Source organism: Paenibacillus sp. FSL M7-1046, assembly GCF_038007405.1.
Lineage (GTDB): Bacteria > Bacillota > Bacilli > Paenibacillales > Paenibacillaceae > Paenibacillus_AQ.
In genome coordinates this window covers 6,635,872-6,659,580 of the sequence record NZ_JBBOXB010000001.1, presented here as the reverse complement: position 1 = coordinate 6,659,580, position 23,709 = coordinate 6,635,872, and the positions used below count along the sequence as shown (strand labels likewise).

Annotated in this window: 23 protein-coding genes; 18 read left to right on the top strand and 5 right to left on the bottom strand. The window is 48.2% G+C overall.

What is annotated here, in order from left to right; translation table 11 throughout:
• Position 1: 1 nt before the first annotated feature.
• The 4 genes from NYE29_RS29770 (at position 2) to NYE29_RS29755 (ending at position 4,444) form a co-directional block, all read left to right on the top strand.
• Positions 2-982, top strand: coding sequence for a phosphotransferase family protein (locus NYE29_RS29770; protein ID WP_340898703.1), 981 nt, complete (start codon positions 2-4; stop codon positions 980-982).
• A gap of 92 nt (positions 983-1,074) precedes the next feature.
• Positions 1,075-1,614 carry an HXXEE domain-containing protein gene (locus NYE29_RS29765; protein ID WP_340898702.1) on the top strand — a complete coding sequence of 180 codons (540 nt, stop codon included), beginning with the start codon at positions 1,075-1,077 and terminating at the stop codon, positions 1,612-1,614.
• A 138-nt stretch (positions 1,615-1,752) separates the two neighbouring features.
• Entirely contained in the window at positions 1,753-2,823 is a 1,071-nt protein-coding gene (locus NYE29_RS29760) for an ABC transporter ATP-binding protein (protein ID WP_038590915.1), read from the top strand.
• A 187-nt stretch (positions 2,824-3,010) separates the two neighbouring features.
• Complete coding sequence (locus NYE29_RS29755) at positions 3,011-4,444, top strand: glycoside hydrolase family 43 protein (protein ID WP_340898701.1); 1,434 nt, start codon at positions 3,011-3,013, stop codon at positions 4,442-4,444.
• Positions 4,445-4,557: 113 nt separating this feature from the next.
• On the opposite strand, the gene fabF is transcribed toward NYE29_RS29755, so the two are convergent.
• Positions 4,558-5,799, bottom strand: coding sequence for a beta-ketoacyl-ACP synthase II (gene fabF / locus NYE29_RS29750; protein WP_340898700.1), 1,242 nt, complete (start codon positions 5,797-5,799; stop codon positions 4,558-4,560).
• Positions 5,800-5,935: 136 nt separating this feature from the next.
• Here fabF and NYE29_RS29745 point away from each other — a divergent pair, with 136 nt between their 5' ends.
• Both NYE29_RS29745 and NYE29_RS29740 read left to right on the top strand, forming a co-directional pair.
• Positions 5,936-6,787, top strand: coding sequence for a helix-turn-helix transcriptional regulator (locus NYE29_RS29745; RefSeq protein WP_340898699.1), 852 nt, complete (start codon positions 5,936-5,938; stop codon positions 6,785-6,787).
• Between the two features lie 118 nt (positions 6,788-6,905).
• The gene (locus NYE29_RS29740; protein ID WP_340898698.1) at positions 6,906-8,009 is read left to right on the top strand and encodes a citrate synthase/methylcitrate synthase; all 1,104 of its coding nucleotides are present in this window, start codon (positions 6,906-6,908) and stop codon (positions 8,007-8,009) included.
• 308 nt (positions 8,010-8,317) lie between these two features.
• Here NYE29_RS29740 and NYE29_RS29735 read toward each other — a convergent pair whose 3' ends face one another.
• Positions 8,318-9,487: an MFS transporter gene (locus tag NYE29_RS29735; RefSeq protein ID WP_076112710.1), complete on the bottom strand. Its 1,170-nt coding sequence runs from the start codon at positions 9,485-9,487 to the stop codon at positions 8,318-8,320.
• Positions 9,488-9,624: 137 nt separating this feature from the next.
• Here NYE29_RS29735 and NYE29_RS29730 point away from each other — a divergent pair, with 137 nt between their 5' ends.
• Positions 9,625-10,389: an exodeoxyribonuclease III gene (locus tag NYE29_RS29730; protein WP_340899846.1), complete on the top strand. Its 765-nt coding sequence runs from the start codon at positions 9,625-9,627 to the stop codon at positions 10,387-10,389.
• Between the two features lie 88 nt (positions 10,390-10,477).
• On the opposite strand, the gene NYE29_RS29725 is transcribed toward NYE29_RS29730, so the two are convergent.
• The gene (locus tag NYE29_RS29725) at positions 10,478-11,614 is read right to left on the bottom strand and encodes a VanZ family protein (RefSeq protein WP_340898697.1); all 1,137 of its coding nucleotides are present in this window, start codon (positions 11,612-11,614) and stop codon (positions 10,478-10,480) included.
• A gap of 186 nt (positions 11,615-11,800) precedes the next feature.
• On the opposite strand from NYE29_RS29725, the gene NYE29_RS29720 reads away from it, so the two are divergent.
• The 6 genes from NYE29_RS29720 (at position 11,801) to NYE29_RS29695 (ending at position 16,619) form a co-directional block, all read left to right on the top strand.
• Entirely contained in the window at positions 11,801-12,151 is a 351-nt protein-coding gene (locus NYE29_RS29720) for a hypothetical protein (protein ID WP_340898696.1), read from the top strand.
• 146 nt (positions 12,152-12,297) lie between these two features.
• Complete coding sequence (locus NYE29_RS29715) at positions 12,298-12,789, top strand: sigma-70 family RNA polymerase sigma factor (protein WP_340898695.1); 492 nt, start codon at positions 12,298-12,300, stop codon at positions 12,787-12,789.
• Positions 12,782-13,432 (top strand): hypothetical protein, encoded by a 651-nt coding sequence (locus NYE29_RS29710; protein WP_340898694.1) that lies wholly within the window; start codon positions 12,782-12,784, stop codon positions 13,430-13,432. Before NYE29_RS29715 ends, NYE29_RS29710 begins: the two co-directional genes overlap by 8 nt.
• A 111-nt stretch (positions 13,433-13,543) precedes the next feature.
• Positions 13,544-14,776: an aminopeptidase gene (locus tag NYE29_RS29705; protein ID WP_340898693.1), complete on the top strand. Its 1,233-nt coding sequence runs from the start codon at positions 13,544-13,546 to the stop codon at positions 14,774-14,776.
• Between the two features lie 174 nt (positions 14,777-14,950).
• Positions 14,951-15,481 (top strand): sigma-70 family RNA polymerase sigma factor, encoded by a 531-nt coding sequence (locus NYE29_RS29700; protein ID WP_340898692.1) that lies wholly within the window; start codon positions 14,951-14,953, stop codon positions 15,479-15,481.
• Positions 15,471-16,619: a DUF4179 domain-containing protein gene (locus tag NYE29_RS29695; RefSeq protein ID WP_340898691.1), complete on the top strand. Its 1,149-nt coding sequence runs from the start codon at positions 15,471-15,473 to the stop codon at positions 16,617-16,619. The genes NYE29_RS29700 and NYE29_RS29695 overlap by 11 nt, the downstream gene beginning before the upstream one ends.
• A 373-nt stretch (positions 16,620-16,992) precedes the next feature.
• Here NYE29_RS29695 and NYE29_RS29690 read toward each other — a convergent pair whose 3' ends face one another.
• A complete protein-coding gene (locus tag NYE29_RS29690) occupies positions 16,993-17,535 on the bottom strand; it encodes a GNAT family N-acetyltransferase (protein WP_340898690.1) in 543 nt (180 codons plus the stop codon).
• Positions 17,536-17,591: 56 nt separating this feature from the next.
• The gene (locus NYE29_RS29685; protein ID WP_340898689.1) at positions 17,592-17,924 is read right to left on the bottom strand and encodes a hypothetical protein; all 333 of its coding nucleotides are present in this window, start codon (positions 17,922-17,924) and stop codon (positions 17,592-17,594) included.
• A gap of 320 nt (positions 17,925-18,244) precedes the next feature.
• Between NYE29_RS29685 and NYE29_RS29680 the strand changes: the two genes are divergently transcribed.
• The 5 genes from NYE29_RS29680 to NYE29_RS29660 all read left to right on the top strand — a co-directional run bounded on the left by NYE29_RS29680 (position 18,245) and on the right by NYE29_RS29660 (position 23,670).
• The gene (locus NYE29_RS29680; RefSeq protein ID WP_038590947.1) at positions 18,245-18,580 is read left to right on the top strand and encodes an antibiotic biosynthesis monooxygenase; all 336 of its coding nucleotides are present in this window, start codon (positions 18,245-18,247) and stop codon (positions 18,578-18,580) included.
• A 159-nt stretch (positions 18,581-18,739) separates the two neighbouring features.
• Positions 18,740-19,882, top strand: a complete 1,143-nt coding sequence (locus NYE29_RS29675; RefSeq protein WP_340898688.1) for an amidohydrolase family protein — start codon at positions 18,740-18,742, stop codon at positions 19,880-19,882.
• 13 nt (positions 19,883-19,895) lie between these two features.
• Entirely contained in the window at positions 19,896-20,912 is a 1,017-nt protein-coding gene (locus NYE29_RS29670; protein WP_340899845.1) for a LacI family DNA-binding transcriptional regulator, read from the top strand.
• Positions 20,913-21,406: 494 nt separating this feature from the next.
• Positions 21,407-22,651: a sugar ABC transporter substrate-binding protein gene (locus tag NYE29_RS29665; RefSeq protein ID WP_340898687.1), complete on the top strand. Its 1,245-nt coding sequence runs from the start codon at positions 21,407-21,409 to the stop codon at positions 22,649-22,651.
• 119 nt (positions 22,652-22,770) lie between these two features.
• Positions 22,771-23,670, top strand: coding sequence for a carbohydrate ABC transporter permease (locus tag NYE29_RS29660; RefSeq protein ID WP_076112720.1), 900 nt, complete (start codon positions 22,771-22,773; stop codon positions 23,668-23,670).
• Positions 23,671-23,709: the final 39 nt, after the last annotated feature.

The following is a 23,709-nucleotide window of genomic DNA, read 5'->3' as shown; positions in this document are numbered from 1 at the left end:
TATGGATAGCTTCACTAAAGTCAAATTGGATGACGGGCAGCTGGCACTGCTGGTAGAGACGGCTTTCGGCAAAGATGCTGGGATTGTCTCTTGTTCGGAGCTGACCGGGGGTTTTTTTAATACGGCTTATGATCTTGAATTAAGCGATGGCCAGACTGTGATTCTGAAGATCGCTCCTGCAGATGAGACGGAAACGTTAAGCTATGAGAAGGATATTATGCGGGCAGAAGTAGAAGCCCTGCAGCTGGTCAAGACAGCCGGTGGTATTCCTGTGCCAGCCGTATACAGTTATGACGAAAGCCTGCAGCTAATTCCATCTCCCTATTTTTTCATGGAGAAGATTGAAGGGCAGCCCTACAGTGAAGTGAAAGATACTTTGTCCATCGAACAAAGAGCCTCCATCGAGCAGGAGCTGGGACGGTATCAGCGGTTGATTAACGAGATTAAGGGACCGCAGTTTGGCCTGTTCGGGCAGATGCCGGAAGGAACGGTAGCCTCATGGCGGGAGAGCTTCACCTCGCTGATGAATAACCTGCTTGCTGATGCCGCCAGACTGGAAGCCAAATTACCGGCGTCCCACGATGAAATTAAACGGGTGCTGGAGCAATATTATCCCGCCCTTGATGAGGTAACCGAACCCCGGCTTGTGCATTGGGATTTGTGGAATGGCAATCTGTTTGTGAAGGATGGAGTTATTGTCTCCATAATTGATTGGGAGAGAGCGCTGTGGGGCGATGTGTTGCAGGAGTATTATTTCCGCCACTTCGAGGACTCAGCAGCCTTCCACAAAGGCTATGGTCTCATCTTCGACAGCCCGAACGAGATGCGGCGTAAGAAACTCTATGACCTGTATCTCGACCTCATCCTTGTGATTGAGTGTTATTCACGGCAGTATAAGGATGAGAATCATGTAAGCTGGACCTTGGATAACCTGACGGAGAGCTGGAGAACATTCACAGGCAGCGGTGAAGCCATAAAATAGAACGCGGAAGGCCGGTCCTCTGAAGGGAGACCGGTCTTCTTGCTGCTCTGATTAACCGAAAAAAACTTCTTTTGTGGGAGGCTGGTTTACAAATGCTGAGTTGGCTGAATCTTCATATCGATACGATAAGCTTGTTGTGGTTGCTGCCTGTATGCTTCATGTTTCATGATTTTGAAGAAATACTTACTGTTGAGTCTTGGGCAGGCAAATACGGCAGCCGCGTGGAAGCGGCTCTTCCTAAGTACATGAGCACAATGTATAGGAGTACCATGCACATGACGACGCGGGCTTTTGCTATGGATGTGCTGTTCGTGTATATTCTGATAGTAACAGTGACCGTACTTGCAGTATTCTTTTCTTTTTACTGGTTATATCTGGCGGTTCTTGCCGTTTTCCTGCTGCATGTTTTTACACATCTGGGGCAAAGTATCTATCTGAAACTGTATACTCCCGGCGTAGTAACCGCGGTGTTAGTAGCATTGCCTTATTCAGTGTATGCCTTTTACAGGCTGCTGGAGGCAGAGACCGTTAGCTTTGCGGATATAGGCTGGTCGCTATTCCTCTTGCTGTGCCTGGCTCCACCGGCTGTCTGGGGCCTGATGAAGAGCAGAATGCGCCGTAATCAAGGGTGAAACCGCTTGAATCTATAAAGACACATTTTCAGAAAGCACTTGACGTAAGACTATAAAGATAGATAAAATAATACTTATTGCCTTTCTATATACTGAGAATCATTATCATATCTTGAAAAGAGCAGAGAGGGTGACAGGATGGAGCGCCTTTTAGAGGTAAAGGACCTAGCAATATCTTTCAAAACACGCGGCGGAGAAGTGCAAGCAATCCGTGGCGTCAACTTCCATGTAAATAAAGGGGAAACACTGGCGATTGTAGGCGAATCCGGTTCCGGTAAAAGCGTAACTTCCCAAGCGGTCATGAAGCTTGTTCCTGAGCCGCAGGGCATTTATAAACGTGGACAGATTTTGTTCGATGGTCAAGACCTGATTAAGAAGAGTGAGAAGCAAATGCAGAAGATTCGCGGTAAGGAAATCGGTATGATCTTTCAAGATCCGATGACCTCGCTGAATCCAATGATGAAGGTCGGTAAGCAAATTACCGAGGTTCTGTTCAAACATGAGAAAATGTCCAAAGACGCTGCATACAAACGGGGTGTCGAATTGCTCAATTTGGTGGGAATTCCTTCACCTGAGCGTCGTTTCCAGCAGTACCCGCATGAGTTCAGCGGCGGTATGCGCCAGCGTGTTGTTATTGCCATGGCACTTGCAGCCAACCCTAAGCTGCTGATCGCCGATGAGCCGACAACAGCGCTCGACGTAACCATTCAGGCGCAGATTCTTGACCTGATGAAGGATATCCAGAAGAAAATTGATACGGCAATCATCTTTATCACCCATGATCTCGGTGTCGTGGCCCGAATGGCCGACCGTGTAGCCGTTATGTATGCCGGACAAATTGTCGAGATGGGCACAGCGGAAGAAATTTTCTATGACCCAAGACATCCATATACCTGGGGATTGCTCGCTTCCATGCCGAGTCTGGAAAGCAAAGGCACCAAGCTTACAGCCATTCCAGGAACCCCTCCCGATCTGATCAAACCGCCTAAGGGCGACGCCTTTGCCTTGCGCAGCACCTATGCGATGCAAATCGATATGGAGAAAGAGCCGCCAATGTATAAGGTTTCGGACTCCCATTTGGTGAAATCCTGGCTGATGCATCCGATGGCTCCGGCTGTAGAGCCGCCTGAAGTTGTGAAGAAGAGACAACGCGTGCTGAAAAATGCTTATCCGGAGCCGGTTCTGGTGGAAAGCTTCAGCGTGAATTAATTAGATCAAGTAATGGCATACTATTGAGATTAGCGTCAGGCCTTCGTAAGGCTTGGCGCTTTTTTGCGTGGGTGCAGAATTTTATATTTTATATATATTTAAAACGAAACTAATATGTGTAAATAAAAGTATTGACTAAATGTTATTTTCGCAGCAAAATGTAAGGGTATACATAGGAGGTAAGATAATGAAAAAATACACATTGACCACATTGATTTCGTTAACATTATTGGCAGGCTGCAGCGGTGACGGCGGTACGCCGAAGTTCGATAATGTTTCAGTACATGATCCTTCTGTTATCAAGGTGAACAATACATATTATGTATTCGGTTCCCATTTGGCTTCAGCCAAATCCAAGGACCTGTTATCATGGAAACAAATTTCCTCCGGCGTAGCGGACGGCAACGTGCTGATTCCCAACGTGACCGAGGAATTGAGCCAGACCCTGAGTTGGGCCCAGTCGGACACACTGTGGGCACCGGATGTGATTCAGCTGGCGGACGGGAAGTTCTATATGTACTATAACGCCTGCCGTGGGGATTCTCCGTTGTCTGCAATGGGTATTGCCGTAGCCGACAAGATTGAAGGACCGTATAAGGATCAGGGGATTATCCTGAAATCCGGCATGGCTGGTGTAGGCAATGACGGTGAGATTTATGATGCTACTGTCAAACCGAATGTGGTTGACCCTGATGTGTTTTTTGATAAAGACGGCAAGCTGTGGATGGTGTATGGTTCCTATTCCGGCGGGATCTTTATTATGGAGCTGGATGCCGCTACCGGCTTCCCGTTGCCGGACCAAGGCTATGGCAAAAAGCTGCTGGGAGCAAATCACGCCCGGATTGAAGGCCCTTATATGCTGTACAGTCCGGAAACCGATTACTATTATCTGTTTCTCTCCTACGGGGGACTGGACACCAAAGGCGGCTATAATATCCGCGTAGCGCGTTCCAAGAATCCTGATGGTCCCTTTGAAGACTCCGAAGGCAAAGCGATGATTGACGCCAAGGGCACGGCCGACAAGCTGTTCGATGATCCGGCTTATTCACCTTACGGGGTGAAGCTGATGGGCAACTTTAAGTTCATCAATAGTTCAACTGAGAATGCTGTAAGCGAGGTTGGCTACTTGTCGCCGGGACATAATTCGGCTTATTATGATGCGAAGAAAGAGGAATATTATCTGATCTTCCATACGCGATTCCCTAACCGGGGAGAAGAACACGAAGTTCGAGTACATCAGATGTTCATGAACAAGGACGGCTGGCCGGTTGTCGCTCCTCATCGTTACAGCGGTGAGAAGATCGGGACTTATACTGCAGCGGAAGTCGCCGGAGATTACAAATATGTGAATCATGGCAAAGACATTACTGCAAATACAGTGCAGTCGGAACTGATTCAGCTGGGCGGCGACGGTAAGATATCGGGAGCGGTAACGGGAACATGGACGATAAACGGAGAACACAACGCTGAGCTGACAATAGATGGGACCGTGTACAGTGGTGTCTTCCTGCAAGAATGGAATGAAGCCGTTGAGGCCCAAGTCATGACGTTCAGTGCACTTTCTGCCGAGGGGATTGCTATCTGGGGAAGTCATGTCTCGTCAGCAGCAGAGAGCAAATAAATCTATTATTATATATTTGACCAAAAGCTCCAGCCCACTGTGAAGAATGGTGAGCTGGAGCTTTTTACAAAATATAAGCATTTATATGCTTCACGATACAAATTATTCTTATGTTATCTATTCTCGTACTTGCTTAGGGCGATAACAGCATTATGGCCGCCAAAACCAAAAGAATTGGAGATTCCAATCTTGAGCTCGCCTTTGCGGGCAATATTAGGCACATAATCCAGGTCGCATACTTCATCAGGGGTTTCCTGATTGATGGTAGGCGGAATGATGCCGCTACTCAGGCTTTGAATCAGAGCGATGGCTTCCAGCCCGCCGGCAGCTCCGAGCGTGTGGCCGGTCATCGATTTGTTGGCGGTAACCGGAATGCGGTAAGCCGCTTCCCCGAACAGCTTCTTTATCGCCAATGTTTCCGAGCGGTCCCCGATAATGGTGCTGGTTGCATGGGCGCTGATAACATCCACTTCCTCCGGCTTGATTCCCGCTTCGCGGAGTGCAAGCTTCATCGCCTGATAAGCACCGATGCCTTCCGGATGGGTGGCTACCATGTGATAAGCATCAGAGCTGGCGCAATAACCGATGACTTCTCCATGAATCACGGCATTTCTGCGCAAGGCGTGGGAGAGTGATTCCAGAATGACAATCGCGCCGCCTTCGCCGATAACGAACCCGTCACGCTTGCCGTCAAACGGGCGGCTGGCTCTCTCGGGCTCATCGTTGCAGGTGGATAAGGAAGTGGCGTTTCCGAAGCTGGCCAACGAAATCTCGCTGACCGCCGCCTCGGAGCCTCCGGCAATTACACAATCAGCTCCGCCGTAACGGATTAACCGGAACGCTTCTCCGATCGCCGTATTGCCGATTGAACAGGCGGTGACCGGGGAGAGAGTAGGACCCAACGCTCCCAGCTTAATGCTGATCGTCGCAGCCGCCATGTTAGAGATCAGCATGGGTATCAAGGTGGGACTGACTCGTTCTGGTCCCCGTGTCCGCAGTACATCCCCTTGCTCCATCAAGGTATGAATACCGCCTACCCCGGAACCTACATATACAGCAAGCCGTTCTTTGTCAATCTGATCACGCTGAAGACCGGAATGCTCCCACGCATCTTCGGCGGCAGCCAGTGCGAATTGGGTGAACCGGTCCATCCGGCGGGCTTCCTTGCGGCCGAATCTGCCCTCAGGATCGAAGTCCCGCACTTCAGCGGCAATTTTGGATTTGAAATGTGAGGTATCAAATGAAGTTATTTCGGAAATTCCCGATTCGCCTGCAGTCAGGCGGCTCCAGAATTGCTCTACAGTGTTGCCAAGGGGCGAGATCAAGCCCATCCCGGTAATTACTACGCGTTCCATAATCGTCCTCCTCCATCCTTGTACATAGGGGTTATACATGTATTTTTCCACTTTGCTTATCCTATTACAAGTTGTAGTTTATACTAGTATAATTACTACTATTTATAGGACGGTTTCAGAAAGGCAGGAACAGATATTGTCCAATCAGACGAGGCTTCAGGCATTATCGGATTTCTTAAAATCACGCCGGGCGGCGATCTCTCCCGCTGACGCAGGTTTGCCGGAAGGAACGCGCAGACGAACGCCCGGGCTCCGCAGAGAAGAGGTAGCGCAGCTTGCCGGAGTCAGCAGCACATGGTATACCTGGCTGGAACAGGGACGTGATATCAAAGTATCGGCATCTGTGCTGGATTGCATTGCCTCGGCACTGCAGCTGACCAAGGATGAGCGTAGCTATTTATTCGCTTTGGCCCTTGAGAATGGTCCCGGGAATATGCCATTTGAGCAGGTGGAGGTTTCCGTCATTAGCCCGCCACTGCAGAAAATTCTGCAGGAGCTTACCACCTGCCCGACCCTTATTTCGGACCGGCGCTGCGGCATCGTCGGCTGGAATGAAGCGGCGGCACATGTTTTTCTGGATTTTGCCTCGTTGCCGCAAGAAGAACGGAACATGATCCGCCTCTTGTTCGAACGCAAGGAATTTCAGCGGCTTGCTGTGAACTGGGAACAATTCGTCAGGGGTTATCTGGCTATTTTCCGGGCGTACTACGGGCAATATGTTGAAGATCATTGGTATGATGATTTCATTGCGGAGATGAAGGGCAAACATCCTGCTTTTCAAGCACTTTGGGAGGAGAGCCAGGTTAGCTCGGCTCCCGATGTGGTGCTCGAATTCCGCCATGCCAAAGCCGGTAAGATGCTGTTTCATCTAACCTCACTTCAGGTTCACGGAAGCACGGATCTGCGCTGCAGCATCTATACCCCCGCAGGAGCTTCAAATACAGAAGCCAAGCTAAAGCAGCTTATCGGGCAGCCCTCGATACATTAACCTGATAAATTATTTTTATGTATTCATAAAAAACTATAAATATGCAATATGGGATTTACAGCATATACTCCTAATATAGTGTTCAATTCCTATTGGATCGGAAAAGGGGTTAAGTGCAATGGCAACAGTAAGCGGGTTGGAAGGTGTAGTGGCTGGAGAAACAGAAATTGGTTTGGTAGACGGAGAAAAGGGTTATCTGGTTTACCGCGGATATAGGGCGAAAGAACTTGCAATAAGCCGAAGTTACGAAGAAGTAGCTTATTTGCTGTGGAATGGCCATCTGCCAAGTTCGGAGGAACTGGAGATGTTGAAGCTGGAAATGGCAGCGGCCAGAGCGATGCCGGAGTATCTGTGCAGAATTGTTGATCTGCTCCCGGCTTCGGTTCCGATGATGCTGGTTCTGCAAAGCTCAGTAGCTGCGTTAGGGGAGCAGGGGAATGCAACATGGCCACCGACGCTCCGGCAAGCCGTGCGGTTGACTGCGTTATTGCCAACGATTATTGCTTACAGATACCGCAGGTTAAAAGGACTGCCTATTGTGAACCCGCTTCCAGAGCTTGGGCATGCCGCTAATTATTTGTATATGCTGAATGGACAAATTCCGCAGGAAGCCCATGTGCAGGCACTTAGTGCGTATTTGATTCTTTGCATGGAGCATGGAATGAATGCCTCGACTTTTGCCGGACGGGTGGTTCTCTCCACCGAATCTGATATGTGCGCAGCCGTATGTGGTGCCATTGGGGCGATGAAAGGTCCGCTGCATGGCGGAGCACCCTCCGAAGTCATCTCAATGCTGGCGGATATTGGAACGAAGGAGCGGGCTGAGCCATGGATCCGTGAGGTTCTGGATAAAGGTGGCAAGATTATGGGCTTCGGTCATCGCATTTACAAGACCAAAGATCCCCGCGCCGAAGCGCTCAAGATTGCTACCGAAGAAATGATCGGCAAGGATCCTTCCTTCGATGTGGCGATTCATGTCGAGCATACGGCGATCCGCCTGCTTGAGGAATACAAACCGGGACGCCGGTTGTTCACTAACGTTGAGTTCTATGCCGCCGCGATCCTGCAGGCACTGGAACTGGACCCGGAGATCTTCACGCCTACGTTTACGTCCGGCAGAATTGTGGGTTGGACCTCGCATATTCTGGAGCAAGCCGCCAACAACCGTATTTTTCGACCGCAATCCATATATACGGGACCTATGCCTGAAGGGGAGTTCTAAGAACAAGCTGTATGTAATCTGTTTATCCTATAGCGCGCAAAACATCCCTGGCCGTTGAACGTCCAGGGATGTTAGCAGGGGGAGTGAAATGAGAGAGTATGGGCGGGATACTCTGGCATTACATTAGAAATCAGAGGCAGCTCTGCTTTCCAATGATAGAACATTATATTCTCCGTTTCTATTAATGCAGCAGCGAATGACTTAAGAGATTAGCACAATTTAGAACGTTCCGCGAACGGACCGTTATTCCAATCGCTGTACTCTCCAGATTTTATTGATTCTCCTTAACGCTGACACGGCTTCCGGTCTTATAGAGTTGCTGCATGTTCTCCTTTACGGCTATGTCTACCATAAATCCGGTAAAGAATGAGGCCAAAGATCATGCCGGTAAAGGACAATGCCGATACGCATAAAAAGAACGTTTTGCCCCCGAACCTGTCATAAATGGCACCTCCCGCATATGAGGCCAGGATGCCCGACACCCCAAAGAACAGAAGCGCCAGCACTGTCTGGCCCGTAGCCCGCCATTCCTCCGGTACAATGCTGTACAGGTACTGGATAGCCGCCGAGTAGAAGACGGGAAATGTGAGCAACTGCAGAACCTGCAGGTAAGTGAGCAGCTGCGGATCGGTAATCCAGGCAGAAATAAAGAAACGAAGGAAATAGAAGGCTCCCGCGAAAGCGATGATAATCAGCTCCTTGCCTTTGCGCAGCCACCAGAAGCTCAAGGCAAACACAAGGATTTCGCTTATTGCCGCAAGGAAAAATGACTGTCCCACCAATGCTGATCCTCCGCCCAGATCAATAATATATACCCCCAGAAAGGTATCGTTCATTCTTGCCGGTACAGAGCTGACAAAGACCAGCAGCAGAAATAACAGCGTTTCTTTATTGGAGAGGAAATGCTTGAGACTGTCCAGGGTGACCGGTTTCCCGGTAACCGGGGCATCCGGCATGTTCCAGCTGACCAGGAAGCCTAGCAGACTGCTGCCGGCAAACAGCAGCCCTAGACCTTGTGCGCCAAAATAATACATCACATATCCGGTCAGCAGCGCCATGATACCATAACCGAGCGCACCATAGGTGCGGATTGAGCCGTAGCTGATCCCGGAAGACTCGGCGATACGGAAATTGAGGCTTTCTGTCAACGGATCAATCGGCATTAGGAAAAAGTAGAGCAGCATAGCGAACAGGATCAGCTGGCTGTAACTGTTTGAGACATACAGCAGGTAGCCGACAATGGCTGAGCACAGCAGCAGGAACAGCAGTACTTTACGGATGGTTTTTGTCCGGTCGCTGATCATTCCCCATAGCGGCTGGGCGACTATCGTTATGAAACCGCCGGTGCCGACAACAAATCCGATTTGCGCCGGACTCAGACCCTGATTATCCAGGTAGACCGGAAGAAAGGGAATGAACATGGCGAGCAGGGCAAAATATAAAAAGTTAAAGCTGCGAAGCAGTTTTGGTATATTCATAGCCTTAGGAACCCCCGCATATTTTAGTAGATTGGAAGAAGCAAGCCCAGTTATTGTATCACGCATAGCAACTCTAAACAGCTTATAATATGTTACACTGGGGATAATTCTAGCGAAATGTAAGGAGAATGAACATGATAAAGCTGGTGTCCTGGAATGTAAACGGTCTGAGAGCTTGTGTGAACAAAGGCTTTAACGATTTCTTTAAGGAAAGCGGTGCAGACATCTTCTGTGTGCAGGAAACAAAGCTGCAGGAGGGGCAAATTGTCCTGGAGCAGGGTGAGGAATATATGCAATATTGGAATTATGCCCTTAAGAAGGGGTATTCGGGAACGGCGGTCTTTACCAGAATCAAACCGCTCTCCGTACGATATGGAATAGAGGAGGATACAGAGCCGGAAGGCCGGATTATTACTTTGGAATTTGCCGGTTTCTATCTCGTAAATGTATATACTCCGAATGCCAAACGGGATTTGACCCGTCTGGAATATAGAATGGAATGGGAGGACCGGTTCCGCAATTATCTGCTGGCGCTGGATCAGCATAAACCGGTTGTAGTCTGCGGTGACCTCAACGTCGCCCATCAGGATATTGATTTGAAAAATGCGAAATCCAACCGGGGGAATTCAGGATTTACCGATGAAGAGCGCGGTAAAATGACGACATTGCTTGACTCAGGTTTTGTGGATACCTTTAGATATTTTTACCCTGACACAGAAGGGGCCTATAGCTGGTGGTCCTATATGCCGAAGATCAGAGAGCGCAATGTCGGCTGGCGGATTGATTATTTCCTGGCTTCATCACGGATGGCTCCGCAGCTGGTGGAGGCCGGTATCGAGTGTAATGTCCTCGGCAGCGACCATTGTCCGGTGGTGCTGACGATTAAGGAACTGGATTCCTAGTTTTAAATTACTTTCAAAATGCAAAGAGGCCATGCGTCCCCGGTAAGTGGGGAACATGGCCTCTTATGCTATCCATGAAAAAACTCTCTTAATTGACAACTGAATTTGTAACATCCTTAGCGGATTCCTGCTTCTTCTCCGGCCATGTAATTACGTTGCAGGTCTGGCTTATGTTCTCATAGAATAACACTCGTTTTTTCTTAAAGATTCCAATAAATAGATGAATACTAAATGCCATGTCCCCCAGTAATACAGCAATACGAATAACTGTTGCTAGGGCAGAGGTCAGACCGTCGAGCTGAGAAGAAACAAGAATTAGGCGGTTCATTCCAATCAGTAGCCCATACAGCAGCAAGTATCTGGTGATCAGCATCCACAGCCGGAGCCGTTCCCTTTGAGTGCTTATACGGATGCGCACGATCCATTTGCCAAGTGTTCTTCCTCCGGCCAGACAGGGCACGAGCAGACAGAAGACACTGGTTGATATCCAGAATGCTCCTGATACAGACAAGGCATTCAACAGGGTGAGCCCAGTCAGCCATACGAAGGCATCCAGCATAAAGGCGATGCTGCGGCGGGTGAAGGTGACTCTTTTGGCCGCCAGATCCTCGTGGTTGTCGAGCTGTTCGATCTTTGGGAGCAATCCTGAAATCCACAAGGCAATTCTGAATCCGATCATTCCGCCAAGCGTATTGGTGATCAGGTCGTCGACATCAAAGATACGGTAAGGATAATCAAATATACCGTAGATGCCGGTGATCTGGGTGATCTCGAACAGCAATGAGAGCGAGAAGGACAGCAGAATGCACACCACCCACCGGGTGCGGAAATAGTAGCCCAGGAACAAGCCGAAGGGAATCGTCAAGACGATATTGAACACGGTCTGAAGAAATGCAGGCTCGCGCAGCAATGCCAGATAGCTTGAGGGTTGCTGAGCGGAAAAATTGCCTTCTTTCAGAATCTCCTGAATAAATTGCAGTGGGATATGCTGAATTGTATTGCCCGAAGGGGGCAGGTTGTGCCGGGACGCCGGCATCGGCAGCATGATGAGATAAAAGGCGTTCAGCAGATAGAGCAGCAGCAAATAAAGAACAACTGCCCTGATCTTGTTGATATATCCATGCTTCCGGTATTGAACAATGAGAAAAGGCAGCGTGAAGAACAGCGCCGCTACAGGAAAGGTCATAAAGGCGTAAGAGATCGGAAATAGATACGATTGAAACATGGTTCACCTGCCATTTTGTTAGTTTATTGAGCTTACCCGCACTTGAACATACCCTTGCGGTTAGACGTTGCTTACTGGCGGAATCACTGCAGCAGAATCTATTTTATTATAGAAGTTTATGGAATAGGGCTCAACTTATTTATTGGCCTCATCCGGCATACATATGTTTGGAGAGGAGCGTGAGCAATGATGGAGAAGAAGGTTCAGCAGTATTATAAACTCAAAACAAAACAAAAGGAGCTTGAGAAGGAATTGGCCGAGCTGCGGCAGGACATTTTGTCCTACTGCAGTGAACTCGGGGAGACGGAGGCAGTGATTGGCAGCTACAAGGTTAAGCTTGTCACACAGAACCGCAAGGAATATGATGATGAAAAGCTGTACAACACGTTGTCCGACCCGGAGGTTTGGCGTCTGCTCTCAAAGACCGATCCGGCAAAGGTGGCCAGTCTGACCAAACTGAATATCATCGCAGAAGAAAAGATTCAGCATACTTACGCTGTGAAGACCGTGACCTTGTTGCAGGTGGATAAACAATAGACACTGATGCTGCCACAGGTTAATAGAACCCTTTGGCCTATCTATGAGAAGCAGACAGCGGCTCCTGCACGGGGCCGTATTTTTTTGTGAAGAAGTGAAACATATTCGCGGGTTCCGGCGTGTTATCAGTGAAGGGGGGAGACGGATTGGAGAAACAGTTGCCCTGCACTGAGAAATACATAAATGAAATGGTCCGGAAACATTCGGACATGGTACTGCGGCTGGCCTTAGCTTATGTCAGGAATATGGCTGACGCGCAGGATATTTGCCAGGATGTCTTTATCAGACTGTTTCAGCATCATCCTGAGTTTGCAGATCAGGATCATGAACGCGCATGGATGATAAGAGTCACCATTAACCGGTGTAAGGACATGCTGCGAAGCCCATGGAAAAGGTACATCTCTGCTCTGGAAAGACCGGAATTGCCCATACCTGAAAAGGAGGATAGGGAAGTGGTATCAGCAGTGCTGAAGCTTCCCGTCAAATACCGGATAGTCATTCATCTCTATTATTTCGAAAATTACGGCACGGCAGAGATTGCCGCAATGCTGCAGTATAAAGAAGGTACAGTCCGCACACAGCTGAAGCGTGCAAGAGAGCGGCTGAAAGCCGTAATGGGAGGGATGGAGGATGAATAAATATGTGAATGGGATGAGGAAAATTACGGCTTCAACAGAGCTTGCAGAAGGGATAGTGAAGAAAGCCGTTCAGGAAAAAGCTGAATCGGATACAGGTAAGCCTACACTAACCTGCCGTTATAGACTACAACCTGCCATATCCATTATCGCCGTAGCGCTGGTTCTTCTTTCACTGCTTAGTTTGTTTCTGATCCAGAGTAACGGCCAGCGCCAGCCGGGTCAACGCCCCTTCCTGTCAGACATCTTCGCGGTAACGGTGTACGCGGCAAACGGTGAGCCGCAACAGGTACAGCCGGAAATTAAGTTCCCCATCGGGGACTATCGTGTGACCAACAGCAGGTCGCCGGGATTTCCGATACAGATCACGGCTGACGGCGCGGATGAAATCAGGCTGCAGACAACAGAGGGCAGTTTTCTTCGCTGGACTCCGCCGGATTATGTGGTGCATGAGCTTGGAACGGAGACGGCCATTGCATCCGGAGATACGATTTATTGGTCGCCATTACCCAGCAAGAATAGGGAAAGTGAACTGACCCTTACTGCCTACAGCAGTCATACTGAAATTGGCAGGGCGCTTATTAGGATACAGTCTGACGAATCCGGTACTTACTCTGGTAAACTGGTGGGGAATGGGCAACAGTAGAGGTCAAATCATAAAGAATCGCAACGAGGATCATTTTGCGTTAAAATAACAAGAGCAGTTCGTTTGGATTTGTAGAACTACAGCAATCTTAGATATGGAGGAAAAGAAGTCATGAAGGATTTTGAAGTGATGCTGGAGAAATATGCGGACCTCGTTGTGAAGGTCGGAGTAAATGTACAGCCTGGACAAGTGCTGATGATCCATTCTCCCCTGGAGACAGCCGAGCTTACGCGCCTGATCGTAGGCAAAGCCTATGAAGCCGGTGCTAAATACGTCATGGTGGACTGGGATGATGAGGCGGTTACGCGCATCCGTTACGAAAAGGCTCCCGAAGACTCTTTTGGTTATTACCCGCAATGGCATGCGGATATGCTGGAGGGTTTTGCCGAAGAGGGTGGAGCTATCTTACATATTAAAGTACCCGATCCGGAGCTTTTCCGCGGCATTGATTCCTCGAAGGTGTCAACAGCCGTCAAGGCTGCTGCAGTGGCGCGGAAGAAATATCAGAACTATACCCGGAACAATAAAATCAGCTGGTCCCTCATCAAAGCGCCGACGCGTGCATGGGCGGATAAGGTATTTGCCGATCTTCCAGCAGAAAAACGAGTGGAAGCGATGTGGGAAGCGGTATTCCAGATGAACCGCGTAGGCAGTGAGGACCCTGTTGCAGCCTGGCGGGAGCATATTGCCCAGCTGAAGCAAAGCCAGGACCGGATGAATGCGAAGCGCTACAAAAGCCTGCATTACCGCGCCCCCGGCACGGACCTGCATGTGGAACTGCCTGAAGGCCATTTGTGGCGCGGTGGCGGCGGCGAGAATGGCAGCGGCGTATACTTCGTAGCGAATATGCCTACTGAAGAAATCTACACGATGCCGCGTCGCACAGGCGTCAACGGCACAGTGGCCAGTACCCTTCCGCTGAATTTGAACGGGCGTCTAGTGGATGGCATCACCGTTACTTTTACAAACGGCAAGGTTACCGCATACGATGCCGAGTCCGGGCGTGAGCATCTGACTTCACTTCTGGAAACGGATGAAGGTGCTTCCTACCTGGGCGAAGTGGCCCTGGTGCAGCACGACTCGCCAATCTCCCGTATGAGCCGGGTATTCTATAATACAGGCATCGATGAGAATGCGTCTTGCCATTTTGCGCTGGGCAGTGCTTACCCTGTCAATATTGAAGGCGGCGTTGGACTAAGCAGCGAAGAACTGCTGGCGAAAGGTGCCAATGTAAGTTTGACGCATGTTGATTTCATGGTCGGCTCAGCTGAGCTTGATATCGACGGCGAACTGGCGGATGGTACCATTGAACCCGTATTCCGCAAAGGAAACTGGGTGCTGTAACATACATTTATCGAAAAGTCGTAGTCCCGCTGAAAGGCGGGGTTTACGGCTTTTTTTTGTCTATTTTGACTTTGCGGAGTGAAGAAAAGGATAAATTACAATTTAAGAAAACTGTTTGTGTGTTCTCCCCGTCTTAACTATGTAAGGTAAGGGGGAGTAGGAGGAAAGATGACAATGTCCGGGGTAGAGATGAAGAGGGTTAGCAGTACAGTGTCGCGGGAAGAATCTGTGTTCTATGACACTGTGATAGAGCATAGCGAGCAGCTGTATCGTATAGCTTACAGTTATTTGGGTAACCGGAACGATGCGCTGGAAGCGGTACAGGAAATGACCTGCCGGGCGTGGATCAAGCGGAAAACGCTGAAAGATCCCAAGGCATTTAAATCTTGGATCATCCGGATTCTGATATATGTCTGCATAGATGAGCAGAGAAGACGCAAGCGAAGTGTTCTGACAGCGGACGAACAGATGCAGGAGCCCGTTACAATGCATAATACCAGCAGGATGGAAATGCTCTGGGCGCTTGAACAGGTGAAACCCAAGTACCGTCATGTGCTGCTGCTTAAATACTATAATGACATGACGTTGACAGAGATTGCGGAATTGTTGAACAAGCCGGAAGGGACAATCAAAACCTGGCAGCATAAAGGGCTTAAGCAGCTTAGGACGATTATCAGGAATCGGGGTGACTGGAATGATCAGTAACAAGGAAGAAGAGGAATTGCTATCAAACGCGGTTCAGATGCACCAGCAGGTAGAAGTGGAATTGGAGCAGCAGAGCAGCGCGATAAGATTTGCGGTTCAACAGGGGCTTGAGAGGGGGAAGCGAAAAAGCAAGATGGCTTTATTCTCCAGAAGCACATTCATGGGATTTGCCGCAGCTGCTGCGGTCGCCATTCTGCTGTTTGTTCTTCCCTATATCCAGTCAGAGCCGCAAACGGCCCGGCCGTTGCAAAGAATCGACTGGACAGGGCTGGAGGATTTCAAAGATCTTTCTTCATTTGATGTCGACGACGAAACCGTTTATTCCGCACTTAGAAACGGATATATTCAAAAGATCAACAAATCGGTGAGCAGCGAAGGCTTTACGGTGACCTTGAACGCCGTTACTGCGGACGAGAATAAGCTTATTATTCTATATACGGCTACCACAGATAACGCTCAGGAGATTCACAGTATTAATAGTGCAAAGCTTGAAGACAAGGCAACGAACAGTTATTTGAAAGATACGATGCGGGTGGCCAGCCATTTTAGGGGACCGGGTGTGAAGAGTTACAGTAAATTCATCGGGCGGAGCACGTTCGACCTCGACCGGAACAAGCCATTCCCTGAACAGCTGGAAGCGGATTTTAAAATTGCTTTGGTAGACCCTGGCATGATGGAGGACCCCAATTCGGAAATTGCTTATGAAGATGTTCAATATTCTCCCAGTCTTAAAATCAGTTTTACTTTAGCTTCCAAGTTTAAGGAGCACCCAACCCAAACCGTATATCCGGACAAGACTTTTACACTGGAAGGGCATGAGATAACGCTGACCCAGGTTGAATTCTCCCCCTTAATGACCCGGGTGAATTTGGCGTTGCGGGAGAACGAGCGTGATCAATGGCAAATTAGAGACAAATTGTTTGTGGCGATCAAGGGAACAGAAATTGCCTCTGAAACGAAAAAGGGTGTAGATCAGCTTCTCTCTTACTCCGGGGGTGGGACGGATGAGGGTTTTAGTTATCTGCTCAGCAGCAATCTTTTGGATAACCCAAGGTCTATGGAGCTGTTAATTAAGACTGGATCAGAGGAAGAGGGCCTATCGGAGATCAAGCTTAAGATTCCTGTAGTTAATCAATAACCTTTGCCTTGTACACACTGAAACTATATAGATTGAACTTGTGGTTTTAGATTTCAGGACCAGTCGCAACTACAGTGAATATTTGGACTTCCGGCCGCTGTTGTCTTCAAATTTCTTGATTTTAACCGCTATAGCGGTAGAAATCCGAAGACTGCTTATGCTTTCGATGCTAGCTTTCCTTCGGAAAGCTTTCAGGCGGACACTACCGTTCCTCCAGTTCCCAAATTCCCCTCCGTTGCTCCTTTCCCTTTTCTCAAGTTTTTAAGTTCAATCTATATAGTAATAAACAGGGTCAGCATAGTCGTGCTGACCCTGTTCCTTTTATCCCTGTAAATGAGAGGTATCATTGAATACTTGAGGGAGTGCTGCTGCCCTATAGATTAAGCTGGACCCAGTCTTTTTCAAGCATCGAATAGATCAGCTCATCACACCAGGTTTGATTGCAATATCTTGTCTCCCGGAGTACGCCATCTTTGATCATGCCCACACGGATCATCAGGTTCTCAGAGCGGATGTTATCGGCGTTGGCATACGCTACGATTCGATGGGCCTGAAGAGATTCAAAGGCATAGCCGGTCATCAGCCTAACCGCTTCCGCAGCATAACCCTGCCGCCAAAAATCCGGATGCAGCGCCCAGCCGATTTCCCATTCCCTGATTTCTGACCAGTTCAGCTTAAGGCTGACGCCACCTAAGGGTATGTTATCTGCAGTTCTGCAAATGATCAAATTGAAATGCTCACGGGGTTTGCACTGTGCATGTGATAAAGCTGCTTCAAAATCCTTTTGAATTTGTGCGGCATCCGGTTTGTGGTTCTCGAAACGGGTGGTCAGCTCATGGCCCTCCAATTCCCCGAAAAAAGTCCGGTCGCTGCCGGTAAAATCCCTTAGCTGTATTCGCTCGCCTATAATTTCCATTCTCTATAGCTCCTGTCTGTCTCCATTATTAAATCTAAATACCATCTTAGGGCCGTCTACGGTCGTTTCAAGCTTCTCTTCATACTTGCCTTTTCCATAGCCCGATACGGTCTTTCTCCAGAACTTCTGTCCGGTGATGTTCTTTTCCGGTTTACGAAGTAGTTTACAGCTTTGGCGCAATAAGGAGGGGTAGCGATGAATGCAAAGCCGGCAGGCACAGCACCCAGTTTGAATAAAAAAGGATACAGGCATCCCGGTTTCTCCCACCAAACATTCTGCACCTCGTATTGATCGGTCAAAGTTCTGATTTCCTGTCTGTCTTCGAAGATGCCATGCCTGTTAAGGATGGGGCCGCCCGTTAGTCCATAGTGACCGGATAAATCATGCAAGTATAAAGGATAGAGATTTTGATTATATAAGCTTCGTTTGTATCCGCAAGTTTGATCTGAACATTCATAACAGGCCAACTTTCTCCAGTAAAGGATGGGTGTAATTTATATCGAGTATATATTTGCCTGAAACCCCGTACAAGAGAGAGTTCAGTTAAAAAAGAAGTATGCACCTATTCAATATGAAAGACTGTTTTTCTATCCGACTGGAAATGATAACGATTATCAATTAGAATAAAACAGAGAGTTGAAACAAGAGAATATGCCAAGCAAAAGCAGCAGAGCTAGAGGCGCTTATGGCATCATAGGAGGAATAATTGATGTTTATCCAGACCAGATCCATCGTCATTGAGAAGGGGAACAGCGATAAAGTGATTGAAAAGTTCAGTGCACCGGGGGCGCTGGAGGAAATGGAAGGGCTCATTGATATCAGCGTTACGCTGAACAAGAAGAGCAAGGATAACGAGGAAGTCTTGCTCCTGATCCGCTGGGAATCAGAGGAAGCATGGAAGAATTGGGAGAAAAGTGATGCGCATATCCAGGGCCACCGCAACAGCAGGGGCCAAGAGAAACCGGCTTTTATCATCAGCACAACGGTAAATATGTATGAAGTACAGAAGATAAAAGAAGGCAAGGCCTACGGAAAACAAGTGTAGGATACAGACGGCCACGGTGGTTTACAAAAGAACCGCCTACGGCTGGTTTGACAGCTATGTCGGAAACGTTCCCGAAAACGACATTTACATATTATAGATATAGAATTATAATTATCGTAAATATCGGGAACGTTTCCGAAAATATGGAGGTATCAGATCATGATGCGCAGAAATGTGGTGTGGCTGCTCGGCACTATTATTGTACTCGGAGCACTGGCTGGTTTGTATCTGCGGAATGAGCAAGCCAAAGATATAGCAGACCCTGTGTTGGAACAGACAATACAGTCCTCTATGCCCAATACAGCGGAGCCTGCCGCTGCAGAAGCCAGCATTGCTCCCGATCAGGCAGACAATCCGCTGACAGATTTAGTTGCCAAGTATAAGGACCTGGGGCTTATCGACGCCCATAATCATGATGCCAGTCTAATGAAGTATATGATTATGCTAAAGACTTGGAAAGATCATGGAGTGCAGCAAGTAGTCCTGTTTGGTGATGTGTCTGAGCCGAGTGCCGTTATTTCCGATAAGTTTGCATGGAAGGCTTATCAGGAGCACCCGGAGACTATTATTCCGTATTTCTGCGGATTTGACCTGCATCGCGTAGAGAGCCTGACGGTAGTGAGAAATAATCTGGAGCAGGGATATATGGGCATTGGCGAAATCGTTGCTGCCTCCACGATGTCACCGGTTGTATCCCGGGTGGCCTGGAAGGCCAATCATCCTCTCGATGGCTATCTTCCGCAAATCTATGATTTGGCCGCAGAATACAAGGTGCCGGTGCTGCTGCACATTGATCCGCCTAGCGGTATGCCGGTTGAGAAGCTGGAGCAGGCACTGGAAGAGCATCCGGACACGATGATGATTTTTGCGCATATAAATGCCTACAATACACCGGAAGAGATTGAGCGGCTGCTTTCCGCGCACCCCAATTTATATGCTGACTTTTTTGCCGGGTTCTCTGTTTATAATCCAGCTGGGGGAGGTGCGCCGGAACAATTCATTCCTGTCATGAAAAAGTTCCCCGACCGCTTTATGCTGAGCACAGACTCCGGGTATGGAATAGCGGGTGAAGAACAGGCGATAGCCGCGATGTACCAAATGCTTGAGCTGATGGAGGATCCTGTCCTTGCGCGGAAAATCGCTCATGACAATCTGGCCGCGCTCATAGAGCATCAACCCGCAACCAACACTCAGCGCGAAGCTCTGCGCAAGCTTGAGCAGGAAACCGGAAAGGACTATCATGTGGAAACGCTCTTGAAGGTGGAGGCGGGTAAAATCTTGGCGGAAGCCGCAAAAGGATGAGATCAGCTTGGAAGTGACGATACAGCATATTGCGGAAAAGCTGGGCTTATCGGTCAGTACCGTATCCAGAGCGTTGAACGGCAGTTACGGTGTACATCCGAAAACCATAGCCCGCGTGCAAGAAGCGGCCCAGTCCCTTGGATACGTCCCCAATTTGGGTGCCAAGCAGCTGGTCACCCGTAAAAGCAACCTGGTTGGTGTATTCATGCCGGAGATGGAAAAGGAGTCGATTCGTGAGTTCGACGATATTTTTGCCACCTTAAGAAAGGCCTTACGGCTCTACCAGAAGGAGATTCTAATTTTCTCAGTGCCCTTTACGGAGTATAAGCCCAACAGCTTAACCGAATGGGTGCGGATGAGAAATCTGGAAGGCTGTGTATTTATGCCACCCTTTGCCAAGAATCACCCGCTCATCAAGGAAGCGGTAAAGCTGCAGGTTCCCTCTGTAAATCTTGGCTCGGCTGTAGGACCACGCTGCTCACTGGTTGCTTCTGACGACCGGGAAGGCGGGAAAATAGCAGCCGCCTATTTGATTGGGCAAGGACATCGAAGAATCGGCTATATTACTGGCCCCCCGGATGTAAGCATATGCGAGGAACGCTACAAGGGCTTCAGCGAGATATTATTAACCGAAACAGGGACTCTCCATGATTCCGCCCAACTGGAATATGGAGATTTTGGCGGGGAGAGCGGAGCGGTGGCAGTCCTGAAACTGTTGGCAAGGGCACCTGAGCTGACGGCGGTTTGCTGCGCAAATGACTTAATGGCAATGGGCGCGGTTATGGAGCTTGCCCGCAAAGGCATCTCCGTGCCTCAGGATATCTCTGTAATGGGCTATGATGGAGCATTTTTTACCGCATATAATAACCCGCCGCTGACTACAGTGCGGCATCAGTACGAACGTATGGGGACACTCGCTGCTGAAATGCTGCTTGAAGTGATGAACGGCGGAGCTGGCAGAACATTGAAACTTGTCCCGGAATTGATCTGCCGGGAATCGGTTAATGCTAACCAAATTTCAACGAATTAATGAATTAATTAGAAGGGCAGTCAGGTTATTTCAAGTCTGCAGCAATACAATTAGGACGCGCTGAGTTTTGTACAGTGCGTCCTTTTTTGTAAACATTTATACAGCGGATTCCATTATTTACTTTTTCGAAGCTGAGATTAATCCATATATTAACACTGCGTCCTTGAGTTGGCTGCGAAAAGTTGTTTTTTTTAGTAAGCCACTTGAAATCGCTAACACATGGATTTATAATAGGGCTATCGAAACGATTCGAATCAACCATCGAATGAATTAGCAATATGTTCACGGAAATACTCATTCAACTCGAAAAATGTCTAAAAATTCGTTTCATCCTACATTTTTTTGGTTAATATTACCTGTAACTACCTCAGGGAATAAGAAAAAGAATGATAATATTCGAATTTTTTTTCGATAATAATCGAAACGTTTCGATGTAAGGGCTTTAATCATAGTTTTCTAAGTTTTGCTCATACTAAAACAGGGGTGAAAGAGAAATGAAGAAAAAAACTGGAGTTACGATGATGGCAATGTTGATGAGTTTCTCATTAGTTGCGGCGGGTTGCGGCAACAATTCCAACAATGCGGCATCGGGAGACAACAAGACGCTAAAAGTATGGTTCATGGGTACATCTGATACCGTAGAACCTATTGCTAAAATGTATGAAGAAAAAAATCCTGGTATCAAAGTGGATGTGCAAGCGATCCCATGGGATACCGCACATGATAAGCTGCTGACCGCAGTCGCTTCCAAAAACGGCCCGGACGTTATTCAGATGGGTACCACATGGATTCCTGAATTCGCCGCTGCCGGAGCTTTGAAAGATATGACTCCATATATCGAAAAGTATCCAAGCATGAAACCGGAGAACTTCTTTGACGGAGCTGTTGAAACGACCAAATATCAAGATCAGACGGTTGGTATCCCATTCTATGTTGAGACACGGGCGCTGTTCTACCGCACCGATATGCTTGGTGATGTTGGATACCCTGAAGGTCCAAAAACTTGGGACGAGCTGAAGGATGCGAGCAAGAAGCTGGTGGAAAAGGGCGGAGCCGGACATTATGCCTTGCCGATTGAAGGTAAAGACTCTATCTACCCTGTAATTTTTGCTTGGCAGAACGGCAGCGATATTATTGATAGCAACCGTAAGCCGCAGTTCAATCAACCGGCCTACGTAGAGACCGTTAATTTTCTGAAAAGCTTCTACGATGAAGGATTGTCGCCTAAAGGCACTGACCTTGATACTGTAGCAGCATTCAAAGACGGAACGATGGCTATGTTCATCAGCGGTCCTTGGATGATCCAGACCGTAAAAGAGAAAAACCCTGAAATTGACGGAAAATGGGCTGTAACGACCTTGCCTGCTAAAGTAACCAACACCTCTTCCATTGGTGGTGCTGATCTGTCCATCTTTAACTACAGCAAAAATCCTGATGAAGCTGCAAAATTCATTGCTTTCATGGCCGAACAGGATGCACAGCTGAAGTATTTCGAAACTTCTAACTCCATGCCGGCACTCAAAGCAGCTTGGAAGAACGAAGCGCTTCAGGATCCAATGATTGCAGCGTTCGGTAAACAGCTTGAAAATTCCCGTCCGGCTCCAACGGTCAGAGAATATGAAGAAATTGCACAGGCTGCAATGGCTGCTTTCGAGCAGATTACCATGGGCGGAGCGGATACACAAGCCGAGCTGGACAAGCTGAACGCCAAAGCGAATGAATTGCTGGGCAACAAATAATTATTGATGTATTGTGTCAGGCTGACTGCCGGGATCTCTTTTTTACGGAGGTTCCGGCATTATGCCTGTATATCCTTCCACACGGAAGGAAGTGAAAGAATGCGAAGGGGTGTGATGTTGTGAGTTCATTTGTCAAGCAGTGGAACAAGCATAAGTATCCATATTTGTTTATCGCGCCTGCGGTAATCCTGCTGACCCTTTTTTCGATTATCCCGATAATTATCGCACTGGTCATCAGTTTTACGGATATGGATTTGGTGGGGCTTGCGGATTATTCGAATATAAGTGCAATTGGTTTTGATAACTATTTTAATATTTTCAAAGATCCTATTTTCTTAAAGTCGATGTACAACACACTTATTTATGTTGTGGTCGGGGTTCCCTGCGTGGTTATTGCTTCCATGGGGGTTGCATTGCTGCTGAATTACGGAACAGGCTGGCTGTTTAAAAGCTTCCGGGTGATTTATTATATGCCTTCCATTACCAACATTGTGGCCGTAGCCGTAGTATGGGGTTATTTGTACAACGGGTCGTACGGTTTGTTTAACTATGTTCTTTCCTGGTTTGACCTGCCTGCGCAGCAATGGCTCCAAGATCCTGTGCTGGCGAAATTTTCACTTATCCTGCTGGCGTTCTGGAAATCAATTGGTCTCAATATGATCATCTTCCTGGCGGCCCTTCAGGGGATTCCGCGTTCGTATTATGAAGCTGCGGAAATCGACGGTGCAACCGGCTGGAAGAAGCTGCGCTACATCACTGTTCCTTTGCTTGGATTCGCTACTTTCTTTGTGACCATTACGACCCTGATCGGCTGGATTCAGTTCTTCGAAGAGCCGCTCGTGATGACAAAAGGTGGACCGCTGAATGCAACGATGTCAATGGCGCTCTTTATTTACAATAACGGGTTCCAGCTGAGCAAATTCGGTTATGCGGCTTCGGGTTCATTCATACTGTTCATCATCATTATTATTGCGACACTTATCCAATTCGCGGTCAAAAAGAAAGAAGTGGAATACTAAGCTTCAGCGTGATGCTGATGGCTTAAGAAGGAGGGAACT